This is a genomic window from Paenarthrobacter sp. 22069 (genome assembly GCF_052046035.1).
Lineage (GTDB): Bacteria > Actinomycetota > Actinomycetes > Actinomycetales > Micrococcaceae > Arthrobacter.
In genome coordinates, this window is sequence record NZ_JBQEQF010000029.1 from 24,047 (window position 1) to 43,803 (window position 19,757).

General features: G+C 66.3%; 17 protein-coding genes. 8 read left to right on the plus strand and 9 right to left on the minus strand.

Translation table 11 applies throughout. The features are described from left to right. The first annotated feature begins 1 nt into the window (after position 1). Positions 2 to 775, plus strand: a complete 774-nt coding sequence (locus ACTJK0_RS19000; protein WP_110542495.1) for an SDR family NAD(P)-dependent oxidoreductase — start codon at positions 2 to 4, stop codon at positions 773 to 775. Here the strand turns inward: ACTJK0_RS19000 and ACTJK0_RS19005 are convergent. Then, on the minus strand, positions 743 to 1,879 hold the full coding sequence (locus ACTJK0_RS19005) for an FUSC family protein (RefSeq protein WP_110542496.1): 1,137 nt from the start codon (positions 1,877 to 1,879) through the stop codon (positions 743 to 745). The genes ACTJK0_RS19000 and ACTJK0_RS19005 overlap by 33 nt on opposite strands. A gap of 203 nt (positions 1,880 to 2,082) precedes the next feature. Next, positions 2,083 to 3,672, minus strand: coding sequence for an MFS transporter (locus ACTJK0_RS19010; protein ID WP_110542497.1), 1,590 nt, complete (start codon positions 3,670 to 3,672; stop codon positions 2,083 to 2,085). A 430-nt stretch (positions 3,673 to 4,102) separates the two neighbouring features. On the opposite strand from ACTJK0_RS19010, the gene ACTJK0_RS19015 reads away from it, so the two are divergent. Continuing rightward, positions 4,103 to 4,360, plus strand: a complete 258-nt coding sequence (locus ACTJK0_RS19015) for a hypothetical protein (RefSeq protein ID WP_110542498.1) — start codon at positions 4,103 to 4,105, stop codon at positions 4,358 to 4,360. A 150-nt stretch (positions 4,361 to 4,510) separates the two neighbouring features. Here ACTJK0_RS19015 and ACTJK0_RS19020 read toward each other — a convergent pair whose 3' ends face one another. Continuing rightward, positions 4,511 to 7,015 carry an ATP-dependent DNA ligase gene (locus tag ACTJK0_RS19020; RefSeq protein ID WP_440746223.1) on the minus strand — a complete coding sequence of 835 codons (2,505 nt, stop codon included), beginning with the start codon at positions 7,013 to 7,015 and terminating at the stop codon, positions 4,511 to 4,513. Between the two features lie 40 nt (positions 7,016 to 7,055). Here ACTJK0_RS19020 and ku point away from each other — a divergent pair, with 40 nt between their 5' ends. The 3 genes from ku to ACTJK0_RS19035 all read left to right on the plus strand — a co-directional run bounded on the left by ku (position 7,056) and on the right by ACTJK0_RS19035 (position 9,645). Beyond that, complete coding sequence (gene ku, locus ACTJK0_RS19025; protein ID WP_440746224.1) at positions 7,056 to 8,237, plus strand: non-homologous end joining protein Ku; 1,182 nt, start codon at positions 7,056 to 7,058, stop codon at positions 8,235 to 8,237. A gap of 130 nt (positions 8,238 to 8,367) precedes the next feature. Beyond that, positions 8,368 to 9,210 (plus strand): class I SAM-dependent methyltransferase, encoded by an 843-nt coding sequence (locus ACTJK0_RS19030; RefSeq protein WP_440746225.1) that lies wholly within the window; start codon positions 8,368 to 8,370, stop codon positions 9,208 to 9,210. Positions 9,211 to 9,213: 3 nt separating this feature from the next. Beyond that, positions 9,214 to 9,645 carry an SRPBCC domain-containing protein gene (locus ACTJK0_RS19035; RefSeq protein ID WP_440746226.1) on the plus strand — a complete coding sequence of 144 codons (432 nt, stop codon included), beginning with the start codon at positions 9,214 to 9,216 and terminating at the stop codon, positions 9,643 to 9,645. A gap of 91 nt (positions 9,646 to 9,736) precedes the next feature. Here ACTJK0_RS19035 and ACTJK0_RS19040 read toward each other — a convergent pair whose 3' ends face one another. The 5 genes from ACTJK0_RS19040 to ACTJK0_RS19060 form a co-directional block, all read right to left on the minus strand. After that, positions 9,737 to 10,015 carry an HPr family phosphocarrier protein gene (locus tag ACTJK0_RS19040; RefSeq protein WP_015935750.1) on the minus strand — a complete coding sequence of 93 codons (279 nt, stop codon included), beginning with the start codon at positions 10,013 to 10,015 and terminating at the stop codon, positions 9,737 to 9,739. 65 nt (positions 10,016 to 10,080) lie between these two features. Then, positions 10,081 to 12,171: a fructose-specific PTS transporter subunit EIIC gene (locus tag ACTJK0_RS19045; RefSeq protein ID WP_110542503.1), complete on the minus strand. Its 2,091-nt coding sequence runs from the start codon at positions 12,169 to 12,171 to the stop codon at positions 10,081 to 10,083. 2 nt (positions 12,172 to 12,173) lie between these two features. Then, positions 12,174 to 13,181 (minus strand): 1-phosphofructokinase family hexose kinase, encoded by a 1,008-nt coding sequence (locus ACTJK0_RS19050; RefSeq protein ID WP_440746227.1) that lies wholly within the window; start codon positions 13,179 to 13,181, stop codon positions 12,174 to 12,176. Continuing rightward, positions 13,178 to 13,984 (minus strand): DeoR/GlpR family DNA-binding transcription regulator, encoded by an 807-nt coding sequence (locus tag ACTJK0_RS19055; RefSeq protein WP_440746228.1) that lies wholly within the window; start codon positions 13,982 to 13,984, stop codon positions 13,178 to 13,180. Before ACTJK0_RS19055 ends, ACTJK0_RS19050 begins: the two co-directional genes overlap by 4 nt. A 262-nt stretch (positions 13,985 to 14,246) precedes the next feature. Continuing rightward, entirely contained in the window at positions 14,247 to 14,504 is a 258-nt protein-coding gene (locus ACTJK0_RS19060) for a DUF6458 family protein (RefSeq protein WP_440746229.1), read from the minus strand. A gap of 170 nt (positions 14,505 to 14,674) precedes the next feature. Between ACTJK0_RS19060 and ACTJK0_RS19065 the strand changes: the two genes are divergently transcribed. The 3 genes from ACTJK0_RS19065 (at position 14,675) to ACTJK0_RS19075 (ending at position 18,710) form a co-directional block, all read left to right on the plus strand. After that, positions 14,675 to 15,292: an alpha/beta hydrolase gene (locus tag ACTJK0_RS19065; protein WP_440746230.1), complete on the plus strand. Its 618-nt coding sequence runs from the start codon at positions 14,675 to 14,677 to the stop codon at positions 15,290 to 15,292. Positions 15,293 to 15,491: 199 nt separating this feature from the next. Further along, positions 15,492 to 16,229, plus strand: coding sequence for an HAD family hydrolase (locus ACTJK0_RS19070; protein WP_440746231.1), 738 nt, complete (start codon positions 15,492 to 15,494; stop codon positions 16,227 to 16,229). A gap of 135 nt (positions 16,230 to 16,364) precedes the next feature. Beyond that, positions 16,365 to 18,710 (plus strand): glycoside hydrolase family 65 protein, encoded by a 2,346-nt coding sequence (locus tag ACTJK0_RS19075; protein ID WP_440746232.1) that lies wholly within the window; start codon positions 16,365 to 16,367, stop codon positions 18,708 to 18,710. Positions 18,711 to 18,815: 105 nt separating this feature from the next. Here ACTJK0_RS19075 and lipA read toward each other — a convergent pair. Further along, positions 18,816 to 19,757: lipoyl synthase (gene lipA / locus ACTJK0_RS19080; RefSeq protein ID WP_440746233.1), on the minus strand; the 942-nt coding region annotated here is incomplete at its 5' end.

Sequence of the window (19,757 nt, forward strand, 5' to 3'; positions counted from 1 at the left end):
CATGACGCCAACAACCTCCCGAACCACCGCATTGGTCACCGGTGCCAGCGCCGGACTGGGCCACGAATTCGCCAGGCAGCTCGCCGCCCAGGGGAATGACCTGGTACTGGTGGCGCGCAACGCGGCCCGACTGGCCGAAACAGCGGAGGACCTGCGCCGGCGCTACGGAATCACGGCGGAGGTGCTTCCCGCCGACCTGACGGACGAGGATGACGTCGCCGCCGTCGTCGAACGCCTTGAGGACAGCACGCGGCCGGTGGGCATCCTGGTCAACAACGCGGGGATCGGACTGCTGCACAACTTCGAGGAAAACCATGCATCCGACGAGAAGAAGCACCTGCGGCTGCACGCCGAAACCTCGATGGTGCTCACCCACGCGGCGCTGAAGGGCATGCTGGAGCGGGGCGGGGGCAGGATCATCAATGTGGCCAGCGTGGCCGCGTTCCTGCCCCGCGGCACGTATTCGGCGGCGAAGGCCTGGCTGGTGAGCTTCAGCCGCTGGGCGAACCTGGCCTACCGCAAGCGCGGCATCAAGGTCACGGCCGTCTGCCCGGGCTTCACTCATACCGAGTTCCACGACCGGATGGGGATGGACAAATCGGTGGCCCCGTCCTGGACGTGGCTGCGGGCGGACCGGGTGGTCCGGGAGGGCTTGGCGGACAACGAGCGCGGCAAGGCTGTGTCCATCCCGTCCAAGCGGTACAAGGTGGTTGCGGCGCTGGCCAAGGTGGCGCCGACGCGGCTAATGGCCGGGCCTGCGCGGAAACCGAAATAGGGCCGGGCGCACGGCCGGCAGTCCAGGGAAGCCGGTCCGGCGGCGTGAACCGGGCCGGCGGACAGCCACCACCACCAGGATGCCCATCAGCGCACCCACCAGCGTTTCCACTGCCCGATCGAGGATCAGGATGCGTGGTTCCGCCGGTGAGGCTAGCTGGGTCATGAGCAGGATAACCGGCGTAAACCAGACCATCGCCAGCCCATAATGCCTGGTCATGAACAGCTCGGTGGCGAATTGGAAGAGGACCACCAGCAGGGCCAGCACCTGCGCCTGGTGCACGGGCTCCTGGAATGCGGGGTAGAGCGCAGCCAGGGTCCAGGGCCCTGGGAGGAGCACGACGGCGGTCACCGCCAGGCCCAGGAACGTCCCCACAATGCGGTGGACACCCCGCCGGACGCTGCTGGGCAGGTCTGCTCCGGCGAGCGGTACCGCAGCCGCCGCCATGGCCCAGTGCGGGTGGCCGCTGCCGCTGGCCACGCCCACGGTCCCGGCAGCGGCAACGGCCAGGACGTAGCGGGCGGCATGCAGCGCGAGTTCGCGGGTCCCCGCTGCAGAACGGGGCGGCACGGTCCGGGTTGCCCCTGGTTCCCACGTCCTCCGGCGCATCCAGCCACTGAACCCGATGGCGATGGAAAACAGGGCGGAACCGCAGGCGATGAGCATGGCGGCGTACCAGGGGACCTGGGCCGGAACAGAGGCGCACGCGCCGAGTGCGAGAATGCCAAAGAACGGACCGTTGGGCTTCAGCCGTACCCGGTCCGAGTACACGGAACCCACACCCGCCAGGGTGGCTTCCACGGCCACCAGCCACCAGGAGTGGATGTGGTTGACGGACAGCGCCACCCCCACGGCAACTCCGGTGAGCAGCACAAGTGCGGCCTGGGCCTGGTGGCGCAGCCGCAGCTGGTGTGGTTCCGAGCGGCCGTACATGCCCGTCAGGGCACCGAAGACGGCATAGATGATGAGGTCGGTGCGGCCGGCGGCCAGCAGCAGCAGGGAGGGGACGGCGACGCTCAGTGCCACACGCAGCGCCGCCAGGTGGTCGTTGTTGGCCGGTTCCAACCGATGGAGCGCGCGAACCTGCTCCCTCACGCGCTTCATGTACCAGCCTGTCCTGTTGTGGTTCTCCTGCCGCGGCCCACGGCCTCTGGGAAAGTATCACCGGCTCCGCGGCAGAGTCACATGCGGCAGTCATAAGAGGTCATCCGCCGGCAACGCGAAGGCCCGTCCTGCATGCTTCCCCCAAGGAAGCACACGGAACGGGCCTGCGAGCGTGGGCTACAAGGGTGCCCGGGCGGCCGGAGCTATGCCCCTGCCGGAACTTCGCGGTGGGCCAGGGAATCCGCGCCGTCAAGGCTCTCGAACGGCAGTTCATCCAGGTTGATCAGCGGGTTTTCGTCCTGGGTTGCCACCAGTTCCTTGGCTTCAGCGTGGCTGTCAACGCTGGGCATGGAGCCGGGGAGCGGGCGGTTGGCCGATTCCTTCAGGAAGTAGATCGCCACAGCGCCCGCCAGGGAAGTTGCCATCAGGTAATAGGCAGGCATCATGTCGTTGCCGGTGGCACTGATCAGTGCCGCCACGATGAACGGGGTGGTGCCGCCGAAGATGGCCACGGCGAAGTTATAGGCAATGCCCATGGCGCCATAGCGGCTGGATGTGGGGAACTGGGCCGGCAGCGCCGAAGCCAGGTTGGCCACGTAGAAGGTGACGGGGAAGGCAACCAGTGCCAGCCCGGCCACCGTGGACCAGATCTGTCCGATGCCGATCAGCATGAAGGCCGGGATGGCCAGCACGATGGTGCTGATGGCGCCGATCCACAGGACGGGCCGGCGGCCGATGCGGTCGGAGAGCTTGCCGGTGAGGGGAATGCACAACGACATCACCACGAGGACCGGAATGGTCAGCAGCGTGCCGTGTACCTCGTCATAGCCCTTGGACTCGGTGAGGTAGGTGGGCATGTACGACGTCAGGGCGTAACCGGCGGTGTTGGCGGCAGCCACCACAACCATGGCCACGATGATCGGACGCCAGTAGGCCTTGAGGATGCCCAGGGGTCCCTTGGTCGTCGCGACGTCTCCCGCGGAGGCGTTCTTGGCGTTCTCTTCCTGGGCGTCAAGGGTGGCCTGGAACTGCGGCGATTCCTCGATCTTGCTCCGGAAGTAAACGGCGATCAGACCCAGCGGCCCGGCAACGAGGAATGGGATGCGCCATCCCCAGTCCTCCATGGTGTCCTGGCCAAGGGTCAGTTGCAGGACGGACACCAGGGCGGCACCGATGGCGAAGCCCAGGTAGCTGCCCAGGTCCAGGAAGCTCGCGAAGAAGCCGCGGCGTTTGTCGGCGGCGTACTCGCTGACAAAGGTGGTGGCGCCGGCGTACTCACCGCCGGTGGAGAAGCCCTGGATGACCTTGAGGAGCACCAGGAGCGCTGCAGCCCAGAGCCCGATCTGGGCGTAGCCGGGCAGGAGGCCGACGGCGAAGGTGCTGGCCGCCATGATCATCAGCGTGGCCGCCAGGATCTTCTGGCGTCCCATTTTGTCGCCCAGCCAGCCGAAGATCACGCCGCCCAGGGGACGTGCGATGAAGGTGGCGGCGAACGTTCCCAGCAGGAACAGCGTCTGCGTGGTGGGATCGGATTCGGGAAGGAACACCGGGCCCATGGTGGTGATGAGGTAGCCGAAGACGCCTACGTCGTACCATTCCATGGTGTTGCCCACGATGGTTCCGCCCAGTGCCTTTTTGAGCATCGGCTGGTCAACGACGTTGACATCTGATTCCTTGAGCCGGCGGCGTGGCAGCAGCCGTGGCTTCTTGGCAGCCGCGGGGGCTGCAGGGTCGGTTCCGCGGGCGTTCCTGGCGCCTGCTGAAGAGTCGGTCATGCTTCGGTCTGTGGGCATTTGGGCAACTCCTGTGGAGGTCATTTGCTTGCGACTTGTAGCTGCCCCGCTCTGGGCAGGCCTTCAATTTTACGGGATTCCCCTAGCCCCGGGGCAGTTTGATGGCGTAGCATCCTCCCTTTTGGGCGCGATATGGGGCAGGTTCCGAAATTCTTTACCCCGGCTTTTCCCGCGTTGTCACTGGGAAGCAGGCTGATGAGCGGTGCCGTTACCAAAAATTTTCCTAATTGCTCCGTTTCAAGCCGCTTTCCGCGGGAAACCGGCCGCAAAAAGTGACCGCGGCCACGTTCCCGAGGGGGTTCCCAGCAGCCTCGGACGTGCCTATGGTAGAGCGATGAACACACTTCTTTCCGGGCAGTAGTCCGCGCGCCCGGGCGCTTTCGTTGGGATTCGTTTCAAGGAAGAACGAAGGAAAGAAGGGAAGAACCACATGCGTGAAGAGTCCAACCAGTCCCACATCAAGCCTGAGGTGGCGGACCACCTTACGGCGGCCATGGATGCCCCGGCGGCACCGGGTCCCGCGGCAACCGGTGCCGTCCCCATTGCACAGCAAAGCGGATGGCCGGACGGCTACGGAAAGAGGCGGCATCCAAAGGACGATGCCGGGATCCATGGGCGGATGGGCCACGAAGCCGCCGTGACGGCTGTCCACCGCACCGGCCGGCCGCAGATGCCGCACTCCTCGTAGGTGGCGGCGGGCGCACGGATCCAGCATGGCGACGCGCGCTGTCCATATCGACACGGAGATTACCTGGCGCCCCCCGAAATGTGGCGGCCGCCAGGTAATCTCCGCTTCGCGGACCCGCAAGCTCGTCGAAGAGCGTGCGCCCCGCCCGGCTTACCCTTCCCGGACCACGTCCGACGGGTCCTTATCCACCCGCCAGCCGCGCCACCGCGGATGCCGCAGCCTTCCCGGGCCGGTCCACTCGCTGTAGGTCACCTCGCCCACCAGCTCGGGCGCTACCCAGTGGGCGTCCGCGGCGTCCGGGCGCGGGACCTCATGGAAGGGCGAGGTCTTCCGGCCGAGCCGCTCCACCGTCTGCCGCAGTTCCTCGAGCTCACGGGTGCTGAAACCAGAGCCAACCCGGCCCACGTACCGCAGCTTGCCGCCGTCGGGGATCCCCACCAGCAGTGAACCCACGGTCTCCTGGCGGCCCCCTTTGCCGGGACGCCAGCCGCCCACCACCACTTCCTGGGTCTGCTCGGTCTTGAGTTTGATCCAGGTGCGGGTCCGCTGGCCACTGACATAGCGGCTGTCCGTCCTCTTGGCCATCACCCCTTCAAGACCCAGTTCCTGTGCGCTCTCCAGGAGGAGGTCCACGGGCTCGTCCAGCACCAGGGAGAGGTCCACGGGGCAGTCGGAGGGGCGGAAGAACTTTTCGAGCCTGCGGCGCCGCTGGCTGAGCGGCAGGCGCCGGAGGTCCGTTCCGTCGAAGAGGAGGTCGAACAGCATCAGCTGGACCGGGATGGCGGCGCGGGCTCTGGCGACGTCAGCGGCGCGGGTCAGCTTCATCCGGCCCTGTAGGAGGCCAAAGTCGGGCTTCCCACCTGGCCCGACGGCGATAATCTCACCGTCCGCCACGAAGGGCTGTTCGGGCCAGCACGCCCTGTTGGTGAACTCGGGGTAGGTCCTGGTGACGTCGTTGCCGTTGCGGCTGAAGATCCTGACCTGGTCCGCGTCGGCCACAAGGATGGCCCGTACACCGTCCCATTTGAGTTCGTACTGCCATTTACTGCCCTGCAGGTCCCCGGTGGTCCCGGAGGTTGCCATCATTGGCCGGTACTCCAAGGGGTCCGCGGACGTGTCCGGTGCGGGTTCGGCACTGCTGGGCTGATTCGGATCCGGCCCTGTTTCCCCTTCGCCGGCGCCCTGTGAAGGTGCCTTCGGCGCCGGTGCCGCCTGCCGTCGTCGTCCGCCTGCATGTTCCTGGTTCATCAGGTGGATCAGCCACTGGTTCCCCGCGTCCTTGCCGGTACCGCGCCCGGTATGGATCAGCGCGACCTTCCTGGTGCCGCTCAGCCCACCGCCCTCGGACCCGGCCAGCGTGACGATGACTTCTTTGCCGTTGATCCATTTATGCAGCTCATAGGTGCCGGTATCCCAGATGGTCATCTCACCGGCCCCGTACTGGCCTTCGGGAATGGTGCCGTGGAAGGTGAGGTAGTCCATGGGGTGGTCCTCGGTCTGGACTGCCAGGTGGTTTTTCTCTCCCGACTCCGGTACTCCCTTGGGCAGGGCCCAGGACACCAGGACCCCTTCGTGTTCCAAACGGAGGTCCCAGTGCAGCCGGCTGGCGTGGTGCTCCTGAATGACAAAGCTGTTGCCCCCAGCGGGTATGCCCGCGAATGGTTCGGGCGTTTCCTTGGGGTCGCGCATGGAGCGGTACTTGCCCAGCCGGGGGTCACCGTCGTGCGTTTCCTCCTGGGCCGCGGTGCTGCCCGCAGCACCCGCCGCAGCATTGACGACGGCGGCGAACGGGTCTTTGCCGTCCCGCACCCGCTGCAGGACCTCCTGGTAAGCCAGGTGCTTCAGTTTGGGCGACTCGATTTCCCGCCAGGTCCGTGGCGCGGCCACCATGGGTGTGGGCCGGCCGCGGAGCGAGTAGGGGACGACCGTGGTTTTTGCCGCATTGTTCTGGCTCCAGTCCACCAGCACCTTGCCCTTGCGCAGCGACTTCTTCATGTCGCTGACCGCGAGGTCCGGATGGTCGGCTTCCAGCGCGCGGGCCAGTTCCCGCGCGAAAGCGGAGATCTGCTCTGAAGTCTGGGTCCCGTCCAGGGCTGCGTAGAGGTGGATTCCCTTGCTCCCGCTGGTGACCGGGACCGGGTCCAGGCCCACGTCCTGCAGGATGGCCCGCGCCAGCAGGGCCACTTCGCGGCATTCACGCAGCCCGGCACCCTCGCCCGGATCGAGGTCCAGTACCAGCCGGTCGGGGTTCAACTGGTGGCCGTGGGAGTCCACCCGCCACTGCGGCACATGGACTTCCAGTGAGTTGATCTGGCCGAACCAGGTCAGCGTGGCCGCGTCATTGACCATGGGGTAGTGGATGGTGCGGTCCTTGTGCGTTATGGCAGCCCGGGGGAGCCACCCGGGTGCGGAGTCTTCCAGGTCCTTCTGGAAGAACACCTCGCCGGGCTTGTCCGCCGTCCCCACCCCGTTGACCCACCGCTTCCGCGTGGCCGGGCGGTTGGCCGCCGCCGGGATCAGCACATGGGCCACAGCGGCGTAGTAGGCCAGCACGTCCGCCTTGGTGGTGCCGGTCTCCGGATAGATGATTTTGTCCAGGTTGGTCAGCGTCAGTTCCCGTCCCGCAACCCGGACACGTTCCTTACTCCCGGCCACGGGTCTTCACCTCCGGCCCGCTCTGATGTTGACTGTAGGAATGAGAGCCATCTGGAAAGGTGCCATCGCGTTCGGGCTGGTCAACGTGCCTGTGAAGGTCTACAGCGCCACTGAGGATCATGACATCAGTCTGCACCAGGTTCACAATGCCGACGGCGGCCGGATCCGCTACCAGCGCCGGTGCGAGGTGTGCGGCGAGGTGGTGGATTACTCCGACATCGAGAAGGCCTTCGAGGAGGACGGCCGGACGGTGGTCCTGTCCAAGGATGAGCTCAAGTCCATCCCCGCGGAGAACAGCCACGAGATCGAAGTGGTGCAGTTCGTTCCGTCCGAGCAGCTTGAACCCATGATGTTCGAGAAAAGCTACTACCTGGAGCCGGATTCGAAGTCACCCAAGGCCTACGTGCTGCTGCGGCGGGCGCTGGAGGATACGGACCGGGTGGCCGTCGTCCAGTTCGCGCTCCGGGAGAAGACCCGGCTGGGGGCCCTGCGGATCAAGGACGACGTGCTGGTGCTGCAGTCGCTCCTGTGGCCGGACGAGGTGCGGGAGGCCAACTTCCCGTCCCTGGAGGCCGACATCAGGATTTCCGCCCAGGAGCGCGACATGTCCGCGGCGCTGGTGGAATCCATGGCGGCCGACTTCGACCCCGCCGCCTTCACGGACGAGTACCAGGTGCAGCTCCGCCAGCTGATCGACGCCAAGCTCGAACAGGGCGAATCGCTGGACACGGAGGAGACCTTCGGCGTGGAAGCAGGCGAGGGCGGCAAGGGCGAGGTCATCGACCTTATGGAGGCGCTCAAGCGAAGCCTGGACCGGAAGCGCGGTGGCGGGGACGCGGCCGCCGCCGGGGGAACTTCCGACGACGAAGCGGACACCGGCGGCGAGGAGGACGGGCAGGCCAAACCGGCCCGCAAGGCTTCCGCAAGCAGGACGGCGGCTTCGAAGGCGTCGGCCTCCGATACGACAGCCTCGAAGACGTCCGCCTCCAAGGCAACAGCGAAGACCGGCACGGACGATGCGAAGCCTGCCGCCAAGTCGGCGGCGGCGAAGTCCAGTACATCCAGAACCTCTGCATCAAAGTCCACCGCATCAAAGACCACCGCGTCGAAGTCCACCGGATCAAAGTCCACTGCCTCGAAGACCTCGGACGCCAAGCCCACGGGAACCAGGACCGCGGAAAAGCCGGCGGCCAAGACCACCAGGGCGCGCAAGCCAGCCTGAGCCCCTGCCGGCCGCCCCCCACCCTTTACAGGCGCTTCCAACGCGCCCACAATGAGTCGCATCGCAGCCTCCGCTGTGCCAACAGCGTGCTGTCATCCATCCTCGGACGGACATGTAAAGGGGCGCGGAGATGAGCGAGCAGACAGGCGTGGCGGAGGCGGACCGGGAGCTGAAGCAGAAGCACCGGGCCATGTGGGCGTTGGGGGACTACCCCGCGCTGGCTGACGAGATGCTGCTGGAGCTGGGCGCCGTCCTGGTGGAGGCCTGCGGCATTAAGTCCCGGCAACGGGTCCTGGATGTTGCGGCAGGGACCGGCAATGCGGCCATTCCTGCGGCAATGATGGGCGCGAAAGTGGTGGCCAGCGACCTCACCCCTGAACTTTTCGAGGCGGGGCGACGGGAGGCGGCCAACCGCGGAGTCAGCCTCGACTGGCAGGAGGGCGATGCCGAGGCCCTGCCGTTCCCCGATGCGGAATTTGACGCCGTCATGTCCTGCATAGGCGTGATGTTCGCACCCCACCACCAGGCTGCTGCCGACGAATTGTTGCGGGTCTGCAAGCCGGGGGGCTCCATCGGCCTGCTGAGCTGGACGCCGGAAGGATTCGTCGGTCAGATGTTGGCCACCCTGAAGCCCTTCGCTCCACCGCCGCCGCCCGGCGCCCAGCCGGCGCCGCTGTGGGGGAGCGAGGACCATGTCCGCAGCCTGCTGGGCGACAGGATCACTGATGTCCGGACCCGCAAGCGGACCCTAACCGTCAGGAGCTTCCACCAGCCCCCGGACTTCGTCCGGTATTTCAAGTCCCATTACGGGCCCATCATCTCCGTCTACAAGTCGATCGCGGATGACCAGGACAAGGTGAAGGCGCTGGACCAGGCCCTCACCGACCTTGCCGACTCTTTCGGCGACGCCCACGGCGATTCCCCATTCCAGATGGAATGGGAGTACCTGTTGTTCACCGCGAGGAAGGCCTGAACCATGCCGGAGAACCATGTGGCCACGTCCACCGCCACCATCGACGCACCAGCGGACCGGGTCTGGGGTGTGATCACCGATCCGGCTGCCGTCAAGGAATTCATGTTCGGAACAGAACTGGAAACGGACTGGAACGAGGGGAGTCCCATTACCTGGCACGGGGAATGGGAGGGGACGGCGTTCCAGGACAAAGGCGAGATCCGGCACGTTGAGCCGGGACGGAAACTCGTCCACACCCACTTCAGCCCACTTTCGGGCCAGGAGGACAAGCCGGAGAACTACCACACCCTCGAATGGACCCTGGAGGACCTTGGCGGCTCGACCCGCCTGACCCTGGCCCAGGACAACAACCCCACCGAGGAGGCCGCCGCGCATTCGAAGGCCATGTGGGACAAGCTGGTGGCTGACGTCAAGCGCATCGCCGAAGCCCGCTGACCGCCCCCCCTGAACGCCCGTTAAACGCCGAGGCCGCCGTCGGAATCCTCCCGTTGGGAGGCATCCGACGGCGGCCGCGGACCGAAAGCCGCTACTCGGCGTCGTGATCCGTTTCCAGGATCTGCACCAGGCGCTCCAGCGCATCGTCTGCACCGGCACCTTCGGCGCGCAGGACCACCACGTCGCCGTGGGAGGCACCAAGGCTCATGAGGGACAGGATGCTGGCGGCATCCATGGCCTCGTCGGCCGGCTCGCCTTCACGGGCGATGGTGATGTCCAGGTCGAACTCTCCGGCAGCCTCTGCGAAGATGGCTGCGGGGCGGGCGTGGAGGCCCACGCGGCTGGCGACGGTTGCGGTGCGTTCTGGCATTTTTGCTCCTTTGTCTTTCGGCGTACTGATGGTTCAGCGCCGGGAAGGTCTGTGGCTAAACCGGCTCAGACGGTTACGGGAACCGGTTCAACCGTATCAACGGTCTTCTTGACTGCCCAGCGCTTGAGGGCGATGACCGAGAGCGCGGTAACCACCACGCCAACGATGATCGAGACGACGAACATCAGGAAGTTGTCGATGGCGAAGAAGACGAAGAGACCGCCGTGGGGTGCCTTGGATCCGACGCCGGCAGCCATCGAGATGGCTCCGGTCACCGCGCCGCCCAGCATGCTGGCCGGGATAACGCGCAGCGGGTCGGCTGCGGCGAACGGGATGGCGCCTTCGGAGATGAAGGACGCGCCCAGCAGCCAGGCTGCCTTGCCGTTTTCCTGCTCTGCGAGGCTGAAGAGCTTCTTGTTCAGGACGGTGGAGGCCAGCGCCATGGCAAGCGGGGGAACCATGCCGGACGCCATGACGGCTGCCATGATCTGCCACGGTGCCTGGTTGTCGATGGTTGCGGCGCCGAGGCCGGCAACGGCGAAGGAGTAAGCCACCTTGTTGACCGGGCCGCCGAGGTCGAAGCACATCATGAGGCCCAGGATGACGCCGAGGGCGATGGCGCCGGCGCCGGTGAGGCCGGACAGCCAGGAGTTCAGGCCGTTGGTGATGGCGACGATGGGGCCGCCCAGGATCACGAACATCAGGCCCGAAGCCACCAGGGAGGCCAGCAGCGGGATGATGACAACCGGCATCAGGCCGCGGAGCCAGCGTGCCACCTGCAGGCGGCCCACCACGTGGGCAATGTAACCGGCCAGCAGGCCGCCGACGATGCCGCCAAGGAAGCCCGCACCCATGAAGCCGGCAACTGCACCGGCCACGAAGCCCGGGGCGATGCCCGGACGGTCAGCGATCGCGTACGCGATGTAACCGGCCAGGGCCGGAACCAGGAACCCGAGTGACAATGCGCCGATCTTGAACAGCACCGCGCCGAGGTAGGCGCCGAGCGGACCCCAGGCGTTGTCGGGGAACTGGGTGGGCAGGTTGAACAGGCTGTTCTGGACGACAATCGTGTCCGCGTACTTGGTGATCAGGTAGCCGCCCATGAGGAACCCGAGGGCGATCAGCAGGCCACCGCCGGCCACGAATGGAATCATGTAGCTGACGCCGGTCAGGAGGGCCTTCTTGAGCTTCTGCCCAATGTGCTCGCCCCTTTCCTCGGCCTCGTGCTCGGCCTGTTCCTCGGCACCGAAGTGCGGGACGCGCCGGGCGTGGGGGTTGTCAGCCGCGGCGAGGGCTTCCTGGACCATCTTGTCCGGTTCATCGATGCCGCGCTTTACGGGTGCATTGATGACGGGCTTGCCCGCGAAGCGCTCCTTGCCGCGCACGTCCACGTCGACAGCGAAGATCACGGCGTCCGCCGCTGCGATGACGGCGGGGTCCAGTGCCTTGGCGCCGGAGGAACCCTGGGTCTCCACCTGCAGGTCAACGCCTACCTCCTTGGCGGCTGCCACGAGGGAATCGGCTGCCATGTAGGTGTGGGCAATGCCGGTGGGGCACGCGGTGACGGCTACCAGGCGCTTGGGTCCGCGGGCCGCGGAACCTGTTGAAGCCCCTGCGGGGGCACCTACAGCAGTGGCACCGGCTGCGCCTACTCCGGCGCCGACCGGAACTGCATCAACCGGAGCTGCAGCGTGCGCCGCAGGCTTGTCCGCCAGGGCGCCGTCCACGAGTTCCACGATCTCCGCCTCGGAGGCGGCATTGCGGAGGGCCGCGGTGAAGTCCTTCTTGATGAGGGACCGCGCCAGCTTGGAAAGCAGCTTCAGGTGCTCCTGGTCCGCCCCGTCCGGAGCGGCGATGAAGAACACCAGGTCGGCCGGGCCGTCCTTGGCACCGAAGTCCACCTTCGGGTTCAGGCGGGCCATTGCCAGGGTGGGTACGGTGACGGCGGCAGAGCGGCAGTGCGGAATGGCGATGCCGCCGGGGATGCCCGTGGCCGTCTTCTGCTCGCGGGCGAAGGCGTCCGCGAAGAGGCCTTCAACTTCAGAGGCGCGTCCGGTGGCAGCTACCTTGCTTGCCAGATGCCGGATCACCGACTCGGGCGCGTTGCCCAGGTTCTGGTCGAGCTCGACCAGTTCCGTGGTGATGAGCTGGGTCACTGTCAATCCTTTCGAAGGGCCGTGATGGTTACGGCATCCGGGGTGGTTTGGTGTACTGCCGGAACAGTGGAACCCGGCAGCGAGGCAGCGGCGGCACCATGGGCCACCGCCTGACGAAGGCAATCGGCAGGGGCGGCGCCCCGGCCGTGGGCGAGCAGGTAACCGGCAAGCGCGGAGTCGCCCGCACCCACCGTGCTGACCGCGGCGACCGGCGGGTGCGTGGCCAGCCACGCGCCGTCGGCCGTTACAAGGACAGCTCCCTTGGAACCGAGAGTTGCCAGCACAGCACCCACACCGGAACGCACGACGGCGGCGGCGGCAGCGGATGCAGCCGCCGGGTCCGCCTCCAGTTCGTCACCAGTGGCCGGGGCGAAACCGGCCGCTGCGGCCAGTTCTGCCAGTTCTTCGGCGTTGGGCTTAAGGAGGTCCGGTTTGCCGGAACCAGTAGAGGTTCCGCCGGTCCCCGTTCCATCGCCGGTGAGGGCGGCGGCGAGGGGAGCCCCGGAGGAATCGACGGCGATCAGCGGCGTGGTGCCGTTGCCCGCCTCCCGGATCCGCCGGGCCACCGTGGCGTAAAAGTCGACCGGGAAGCCGGGCGGCAGCGAGCCGGCCAGGACAACCCAGCTGGCACCGCGGGAGCTTTCCAGCAGCAGCTTGATGAGCGCTTCCTGCTGGTCGGCTGCCAACACGGGGCCGGGTTCGTTGATCTTTGTGGTGACGCCTCCGGGCTCGGTGAGTGCCACGTTGGTGCGCAGCGGCTCATCGATGGGAAGCGAAACGAAGGGAACGGCGCTTTCGCGCAGGCCGGCAAGGACTGGGTCGCTGTCCGCCCCGGGCAGGACGGCCAGGGATTCCAGGCCGGAGGCCACCAGGGCGCGGGAGACGTTGACCCCCTTCCCGCCGGACTCCTGGCGGACGGACACGGCACGCTGAACCTCGCCGCGTTCCAGGGGGCCTGGCAGCGCGACCGTGCGGTCCAGGCTGGGGTTGGCGGTGAAGGTGACGATCATGCGATCACCACATCGACGCCGGCGTCTTCCAGCGCGGCTGCGAGTTCAGGTCCGGGTTCACTGTCTGTGATCAAGGTATCCAGATCTTTCAGGGAGGCGAACTGGACCAGGGTTTCCGTGTCCAGCTTGGAGGAGTCGGCCAGCACCACGATGCGGCGCGCCGACTGGACGAAGGCTGCCTTGACGGCTGCTTCTTCAGGATCGGGAGTGCTTATGCCAAAGGCTGGGTGGATGCCGTTGGTACCGATGAACGCGATGTCCGGCCGCAGCCTGGCAGCTGCGTCCACGGTTGCCTGGCCGACGGCCACCTGGGTAATGCCGCGCACCCGGCCGCCAAGGATCTGCAGGGCCACGCCGGGAACGTTGGAAAGTTTGCTGGCAATGGGTACTGCGTGGGTGATGACCACCAGCTCGTGGTGTGGTCCCGTTCCATCAGAGGGTTCGACGGCGGTGCGCCGCGCCAGCATGTCTGCCAGCACCTCCGTGGTGGTTCCGCCGTCCATCAGCACGCTGGCGGACGAGTTGCGGGGGATCAGGGCCAGGGCGGCTTCGGCGATCCGGATCTTTTGGTCCGGCCGCTGGATGGCCCGTTCGTTGACGCTTTCCTCAGTGGTGCTGAAGCGGTCTGCCGCTACCGCGCCGCCATGGACGCGCCGGACAGTACCGGCATTCTCCAGGGCAGCCAAGTCCCGGCGGACTGTCTCAGTGGTGATGTTGAAGCGCTCAGCCAGCAGGGTCACGCTGACCCGGCCGCTGCCGGCTACAAGCTCGGCAATCTTTTGCTGGCGCTCCTCGGCGAACACATACCCTCCGTTGCGTAGGTCCTGCTGGTGGTGAACTGTCCCCGCCCGGTCCGGAGGGTGACTCGCATCACATTGATGTTGAGTTACTTGACTTTATCTTTGCTTGTGTTGGTTTGTCAATGGAAACCAACACGAAACAAGATTCCGCGGTTTTTCGGTGGCCTCTCCGGTAACGCAGAAGCCGGGCCGGACGCTGCTGGTCCGGCCCGGCTGGGCGGGTCTCGTATTGCTTCCTCGGGATCCTTTCCCGGCTTCACTATTGCTAAATGCCGCCGTCGCGGCTTTCGCGGCGGGTGATGCGTTCGCCGGTATTGGGGTCGACGACGGAACGGGACTCGCTGACGCGGCGACTGCGGCCGGGGGAGGCGAGGATGAGGGATGCGATCAGTCCGATCACGCCCACGGCCATCAGGATGTAGCCCACCAGCTGCTGGTCCACGAATGGAATCAGCCCCGGGGCCACGGCCCAGGCAAGAATGGCGCCAAGTGCGATAAGGAAGATTGACGAGCCGATTCTCATGACTTGCTCCTTACGGCCGCATCCTGTGCGGCGCTGGTTGGGCGTTACGGGAGGGTAGTGCGTACTGCCAAAGCTAAGCCTGCTGTCTTTCAAGCGTCACGCTACCTCTGAGCTATTCCGGATTCAATGACCCGCCCGGGGCGGCGGATTTGTCTCGCTAGGCTGGACCGGTGGAAACAGTTGTGTGGTCAAGGCCGGAAGACCAGCGCGCCGGCACTCCCTTGCTGGTGATGATGCACGGTTACGGCACAGATGAATCACGCATGGTCCGGCTGTTCGAGTACCTGCCGCACGAGTTTACTTTTGCGGCCCTCCGGGCGCCCATGCCGATCGGCGACCACTGGGGCTGGTTCCTGCTCGACTATTTCCTAGCCAACGACTTCGCGGACGTCATTTCCGCGGCGAACGCTGTGCAGGCATGGATCAACTCCGTCAAGCACCGGCACAGCAGCGTCACCCTGATGGGGTACTCCCAGGGTATGGCGATGGCCAGCACGCTGCTGCGGCTGCATCCGCACGACTACAAGGCGGTGGTGGGGTTGTCCGGTTTCATCCTCAACAACGAACTCCTCTCGGTGATGGATTCCTTCGAGACCAGGCCGCCCTTCTTCTGGGGACGGGACAAGGCGGACCTGGTGATCAACGACGACGCCATTGCCTACACCGCTGAATGGCTGGAAAAGAACACGCTTCTGACCACCAGGACATACCCCGGCATGGGGCATGCCATGTCGAAAACCGAGATGGTGGACGTCAGCGCGTTCCTGCGCCATTACGTGCTGCGCTGACTTCGGGGCCTCAGGCAAGCCACATATAAAAAACAGTTGCAAGTCAAATTTGTAAGCGCTTACACTCGTCTACGGCCATGATCGGTCCTGCAGTGGGCGGACTGGGAGACGATGCCGTGTGCGTAAAGCACCGCATCTTCCTCCCCGGCCCTCCCGGCGGGGCCGGCTGTCCACGAACCGAGAGGACACCGCACTGCCGATGACACACCAAACTGCCGCTGATACGGCCGCCTGGACCGGCGCCGCAGCAATCCTGTTTGACCTGGATGGGGTGCTGACACCTACAGCAACCGTGCACGAGCGTGCCTGGCAGGAACTCTTCGATGGTTACCTGGCCTCCCGCGCAGGAGTCGCGGGCTACAGCGAAAGCGACTACTTCGACCACATCGACGGCAAACCACGCTTCGACGGGGTTCGCGACTTCCTGGCCTCCCGCGGCATCACCCTGCCGGAAGGGCCCCTGGACGACCACCCCGGCAACGAAACCGTCCAGGGCCTGGGCAACCGCAAGAACGCCATTTTCAATGACATCGTGAGCACCGGCGTCGAACCCTTTGAAGGCTCGGTGCGCTTCCTCAAAGCCGTGCTCGAGCGCGGACTGAGGGTCGCCGTCGTATCTTCCTCCCGCAACGCCCCCGCCGTCCTGGCGGCAGCCGGGCTCAGCCACCACTTCACTGTGGTGGTGGACGGCGTGGTGGCCGCCGAACAGGGCCTGCCCGGAAAGCCCAGCCCGGCGACCTATGAATACGCGGCGAAACTGCTGGACCTGTCCAGCGCCGAGTGCGTGGTGGTGGAAGACGCCGTGTCCGGCGTGCAGGCCGGCCATGCAGGATCGTTCCACTCGGTCATCGGCGTGGACCGCGGCGCCGGGCGGCAGACGCTCCTGGAAGCAGGCGCCACCCTGGTGGTCAAGGACCTTGGCGAGCTCGTTCCCTAAACCCCAGCCGAATCCCGGTTGCCGTCCCCGGGCAACCTGCTGCTTCCCCCGGCAGCACCCAGCCGAATACCCATCCCCCCGAATTCCTGCTGCCGGCCAGACCGGCAGCACAGCAAGGCCAAAAGGACCCCGACCATGGCACTGATCACCGCGGACCGCGAACGGTTCCCCGACACCCCCTGGCAACTCATCGAAACGCGGCACGAGGCCGGCGCGGCGGGAACACTGGAGACCCTGTTTGCCCTGGGTAACGGGCACCTTGGCATCCGTGGCGCCCATTGGGCGGCAGCGGACGCCGGACTGCCGGGCAGCTTCATCAATGGACTGCACGAGATCTGGGACATCAAGCACGCCGAAAACGCCTTTGGGTTTGCCCGGACGGGGCAGCGGATCCTTTACATCCCGGACGCCAACAACTTCACCGTGGTGGTGGATGGCGAGAGCCTGTCCCTCGCCGAATCCGAGGTCCTGGACTACCGCCGCAGCGTGGACTTCAGCACCGGCATCTATCAGTGCCGGATCACCTGGCAATGCCGGTCCGGCGCAACTGTGACCACCACCGAGCGGCGGGCCGTAGGGTTCGAGTCCCGCGGCAGCCTTGGCATCTCGCTGGAGGTGGAAACCAACCGTCAGGTCTCCCTGGACGTCACCTCCTCCGTGATCAACCGGCAGGACCAGCCCGTGGAGGACCACTCGGTGCATGATCCGCGCCGCGCCGGCCGGCACGCCGGGCGCGTGTTGGTCCCGGTGCGGCTCGACGGCGGCGACGGCTCGCTGCGGCTGTCCTGGGAGGCAGCCGAGTCCAAACAGCGGGTCGGCATTGCCGTGGACCACTGGACCTCGGCAGGGCACCAGCCGTTCGAGACGCTGGTGGACCAGGACGACAGCAGCGTCCGGTACGTCCTGGCCGTGGACGCCGATCAGCCGTTCCGGCTGGAAAAGAGCGTCAGCTACGCCGCCGGCCGCACCATCCAGGACCCGGACGTCGATGCGGCAGCGGTGGCGGAAGAGGCGCTCCGGCCGGTGGACGGGATCTTCGCCGAGAGTGTGGCCCACTTCCGCGGCTACTGGGCGACGTCGGACGTTGTGGTGGAAGGCGGCAGCCCTGGGCTGCAGCAGGCCGTCCGCTGGAACCTGTTCCAGCTGGCCCAGGCCACTGCACGCGCCGATGTAGCCGGTATCCCGGCCAAGGGCGTGACGGGCTCGGGCTACGAGGGCCACTACTTCTGGGACCAGGAGGTGTACCTCCTGCCGTACCTGACCTACACCAATCCCGACGGCGCCCGCCAGGTCCTGGAATTCCGCCACGGCATGCTTCCCGAGGCGAAGATCCGGGCAAAGGAGCTGAGTGTTGACGGCGCCCTCTTCCCATGGCGCACCATCAACGGGCTCGAAGCCAGCGCCTACTACGCAGCGGGCACGGCCCAGTTCCACATTGCGGCGGCGATCGCCTTCGCCACCAACAGGTACCTGTGGGCTACCGGCGATTCCGCGTTCCGGGAAGGAATGGGCGCCGAACTGCTGATCGAGACGGCGCGCATGTGGATCTCTCTGGGCTTCTTCGGCAAGGACGGGCTCTTCCACATTCACGGTGTCACCGGGCCGGACGAATACACCGCCGTGGTGAACGACAACCTGTACACAAACGTGATGGCCCGCTTCAACCTGCGTGCCGCCGCCGCCCTTGAGCATGCAGGAATCACCCAGGAGGAGCGCCAGCTCTGGGAGGCTGCGGCCAAGCGCATGCAGCTGCCGTTCGATGAGCGGATGCAGGTGCACTCCCAGGACAACGACTTCATGACCCTGGAGGCCTGGGACTGGACCACGCCCCGGTCCAAGTACCCGCTGCTCCTGCACTTCCACCCGCTGGTGATTTACCGGCATCAGGTCCTGAAGCAGGCGGATACCGTGCTGGCGATGTTCCTGCAGTGGCAGGATTTCTCGGCGGAGGAGAAGCAGCGCGCCTTCGACTTCTACGACCCCATCACCACCGGCGACTCCACCCTGTCCGCCTGTGTCCAGGGGATCATGGCCGCCGAGGTGGGCTACTCGAAAGAAGCACTGGACCACTTCACCAACGCCGTGTTCATCGACCTGGACGACACCCACGGCAACACCATCGACGGCGTGCACATCGCCTCCACCGGCGGTGTCTGGAGTTCGCTGGTCTGCGGCTTCGCCGGGATGCGCGACCAGGGGCCGGTGCCGTTCTTCGATCCGCGCCTGCCGGCTGAGTGGGACGCCCTGTCCTTCCACCTGAAGATCCGGGGCCGGCTGCTGCTGGTTCGGCTGACGGGTGATGCCATCACGCTCACCATCCAGGAGGGCGGCCCGCTGGAGATTGACGTGCGCGGGACGCGGGTGGCGGTGGCGGGCGAACCCGTCCGGGTGCCGCTGGAGCCGGTCGCGAAGCCCGAGCCCACGGTCTTCCCCAGCGGACTTCCGACGGCGAGCATCCCTGTGGTGCGCGGCAACAGCTAAAGCGGTATGCCCGACGGCGGCCCGGCGGACACCTCCGCCGGGCCCCTTGGCTTCCTGCCGCCGTCGCCGTTCAACCATCGGTGAGCCCGCCGAACCTCCGTCCGCCTAGCTTGCCAGGAGGGTGGCGGCTTCCTGGCGGGTGGTGCCGGAGTCCTGGATGCCGTCGGCGATGTGGGCGAGTTCGGCGGGGATGTCGCGGCCTTTTTTGCGCATGGCGGTGGCCCAGAGGCGGCCGGCCCGGTAGGAGGAGCGGACCAGGGGGCCGGACATGACGCCGAGGAAGCCGATCTCTTCGGCTTCGTGCTGGAGGTCCACGAATTCCTGGGGTTTGACCCAGCGGTCCACGGGCAGGTGCCGTTCGGAGGGGCGCAGGTACTGGGTGATGGTGATCAGGTCGCAGCCGGCGTCGTGCAGGTCGCGGAGGGCTTCGCTGATTTCCTCGCGGGTTTCGCCCATGCCCAGGATGAGGTTGGATTTGGTGACCATGCCCAGGTTCCGGCCTTGGGTGATGACGTCCAGGGAGCGGTCGTAGCGGAACGCGGGGCGGATGCGCTTGAAGATCCGGGGCACGGTTTCGACGTTGTGGGCGAAGACTTCGGGTTTGGAGTCGCAGATCGCGGCGATGTGGTCGGGTTTGCCGGAGAAGTCCGGGATGAGCAGTTCCACGCCGGTGCCGGGGTTCAGTTCGTGGATCTTGCGGACGGTTTCGGCGTAGAGCCAGACGCCTTCGTCTTCGAGGTCGTCGCGGGCCACGCCGGTGACGGTGGCGTAGCGCAGCTGCATGGATTGGACGGAGCGGGCCACCTTGGTGGGTTCGAACCGGTCCAGGGGTGAGGGTTTGCCGGTGTCGATCTGGCAGAAGTCGCAGCGGCGGGTGCATTCGGAGCCGCCGATCAGGAAGGTGGCTTCCTTGTCTTCCCAGCATTCGAAGATGTTCGGGCAGCCGGCCTCTTCGCAGACGGTGTGCAGGCCTTCTTTTTTCACCAGGTTCTTCAGGCCCACGAACTCCGGGCCCATCTGGACCTTGGCCTTGATCCATTCCGGTTT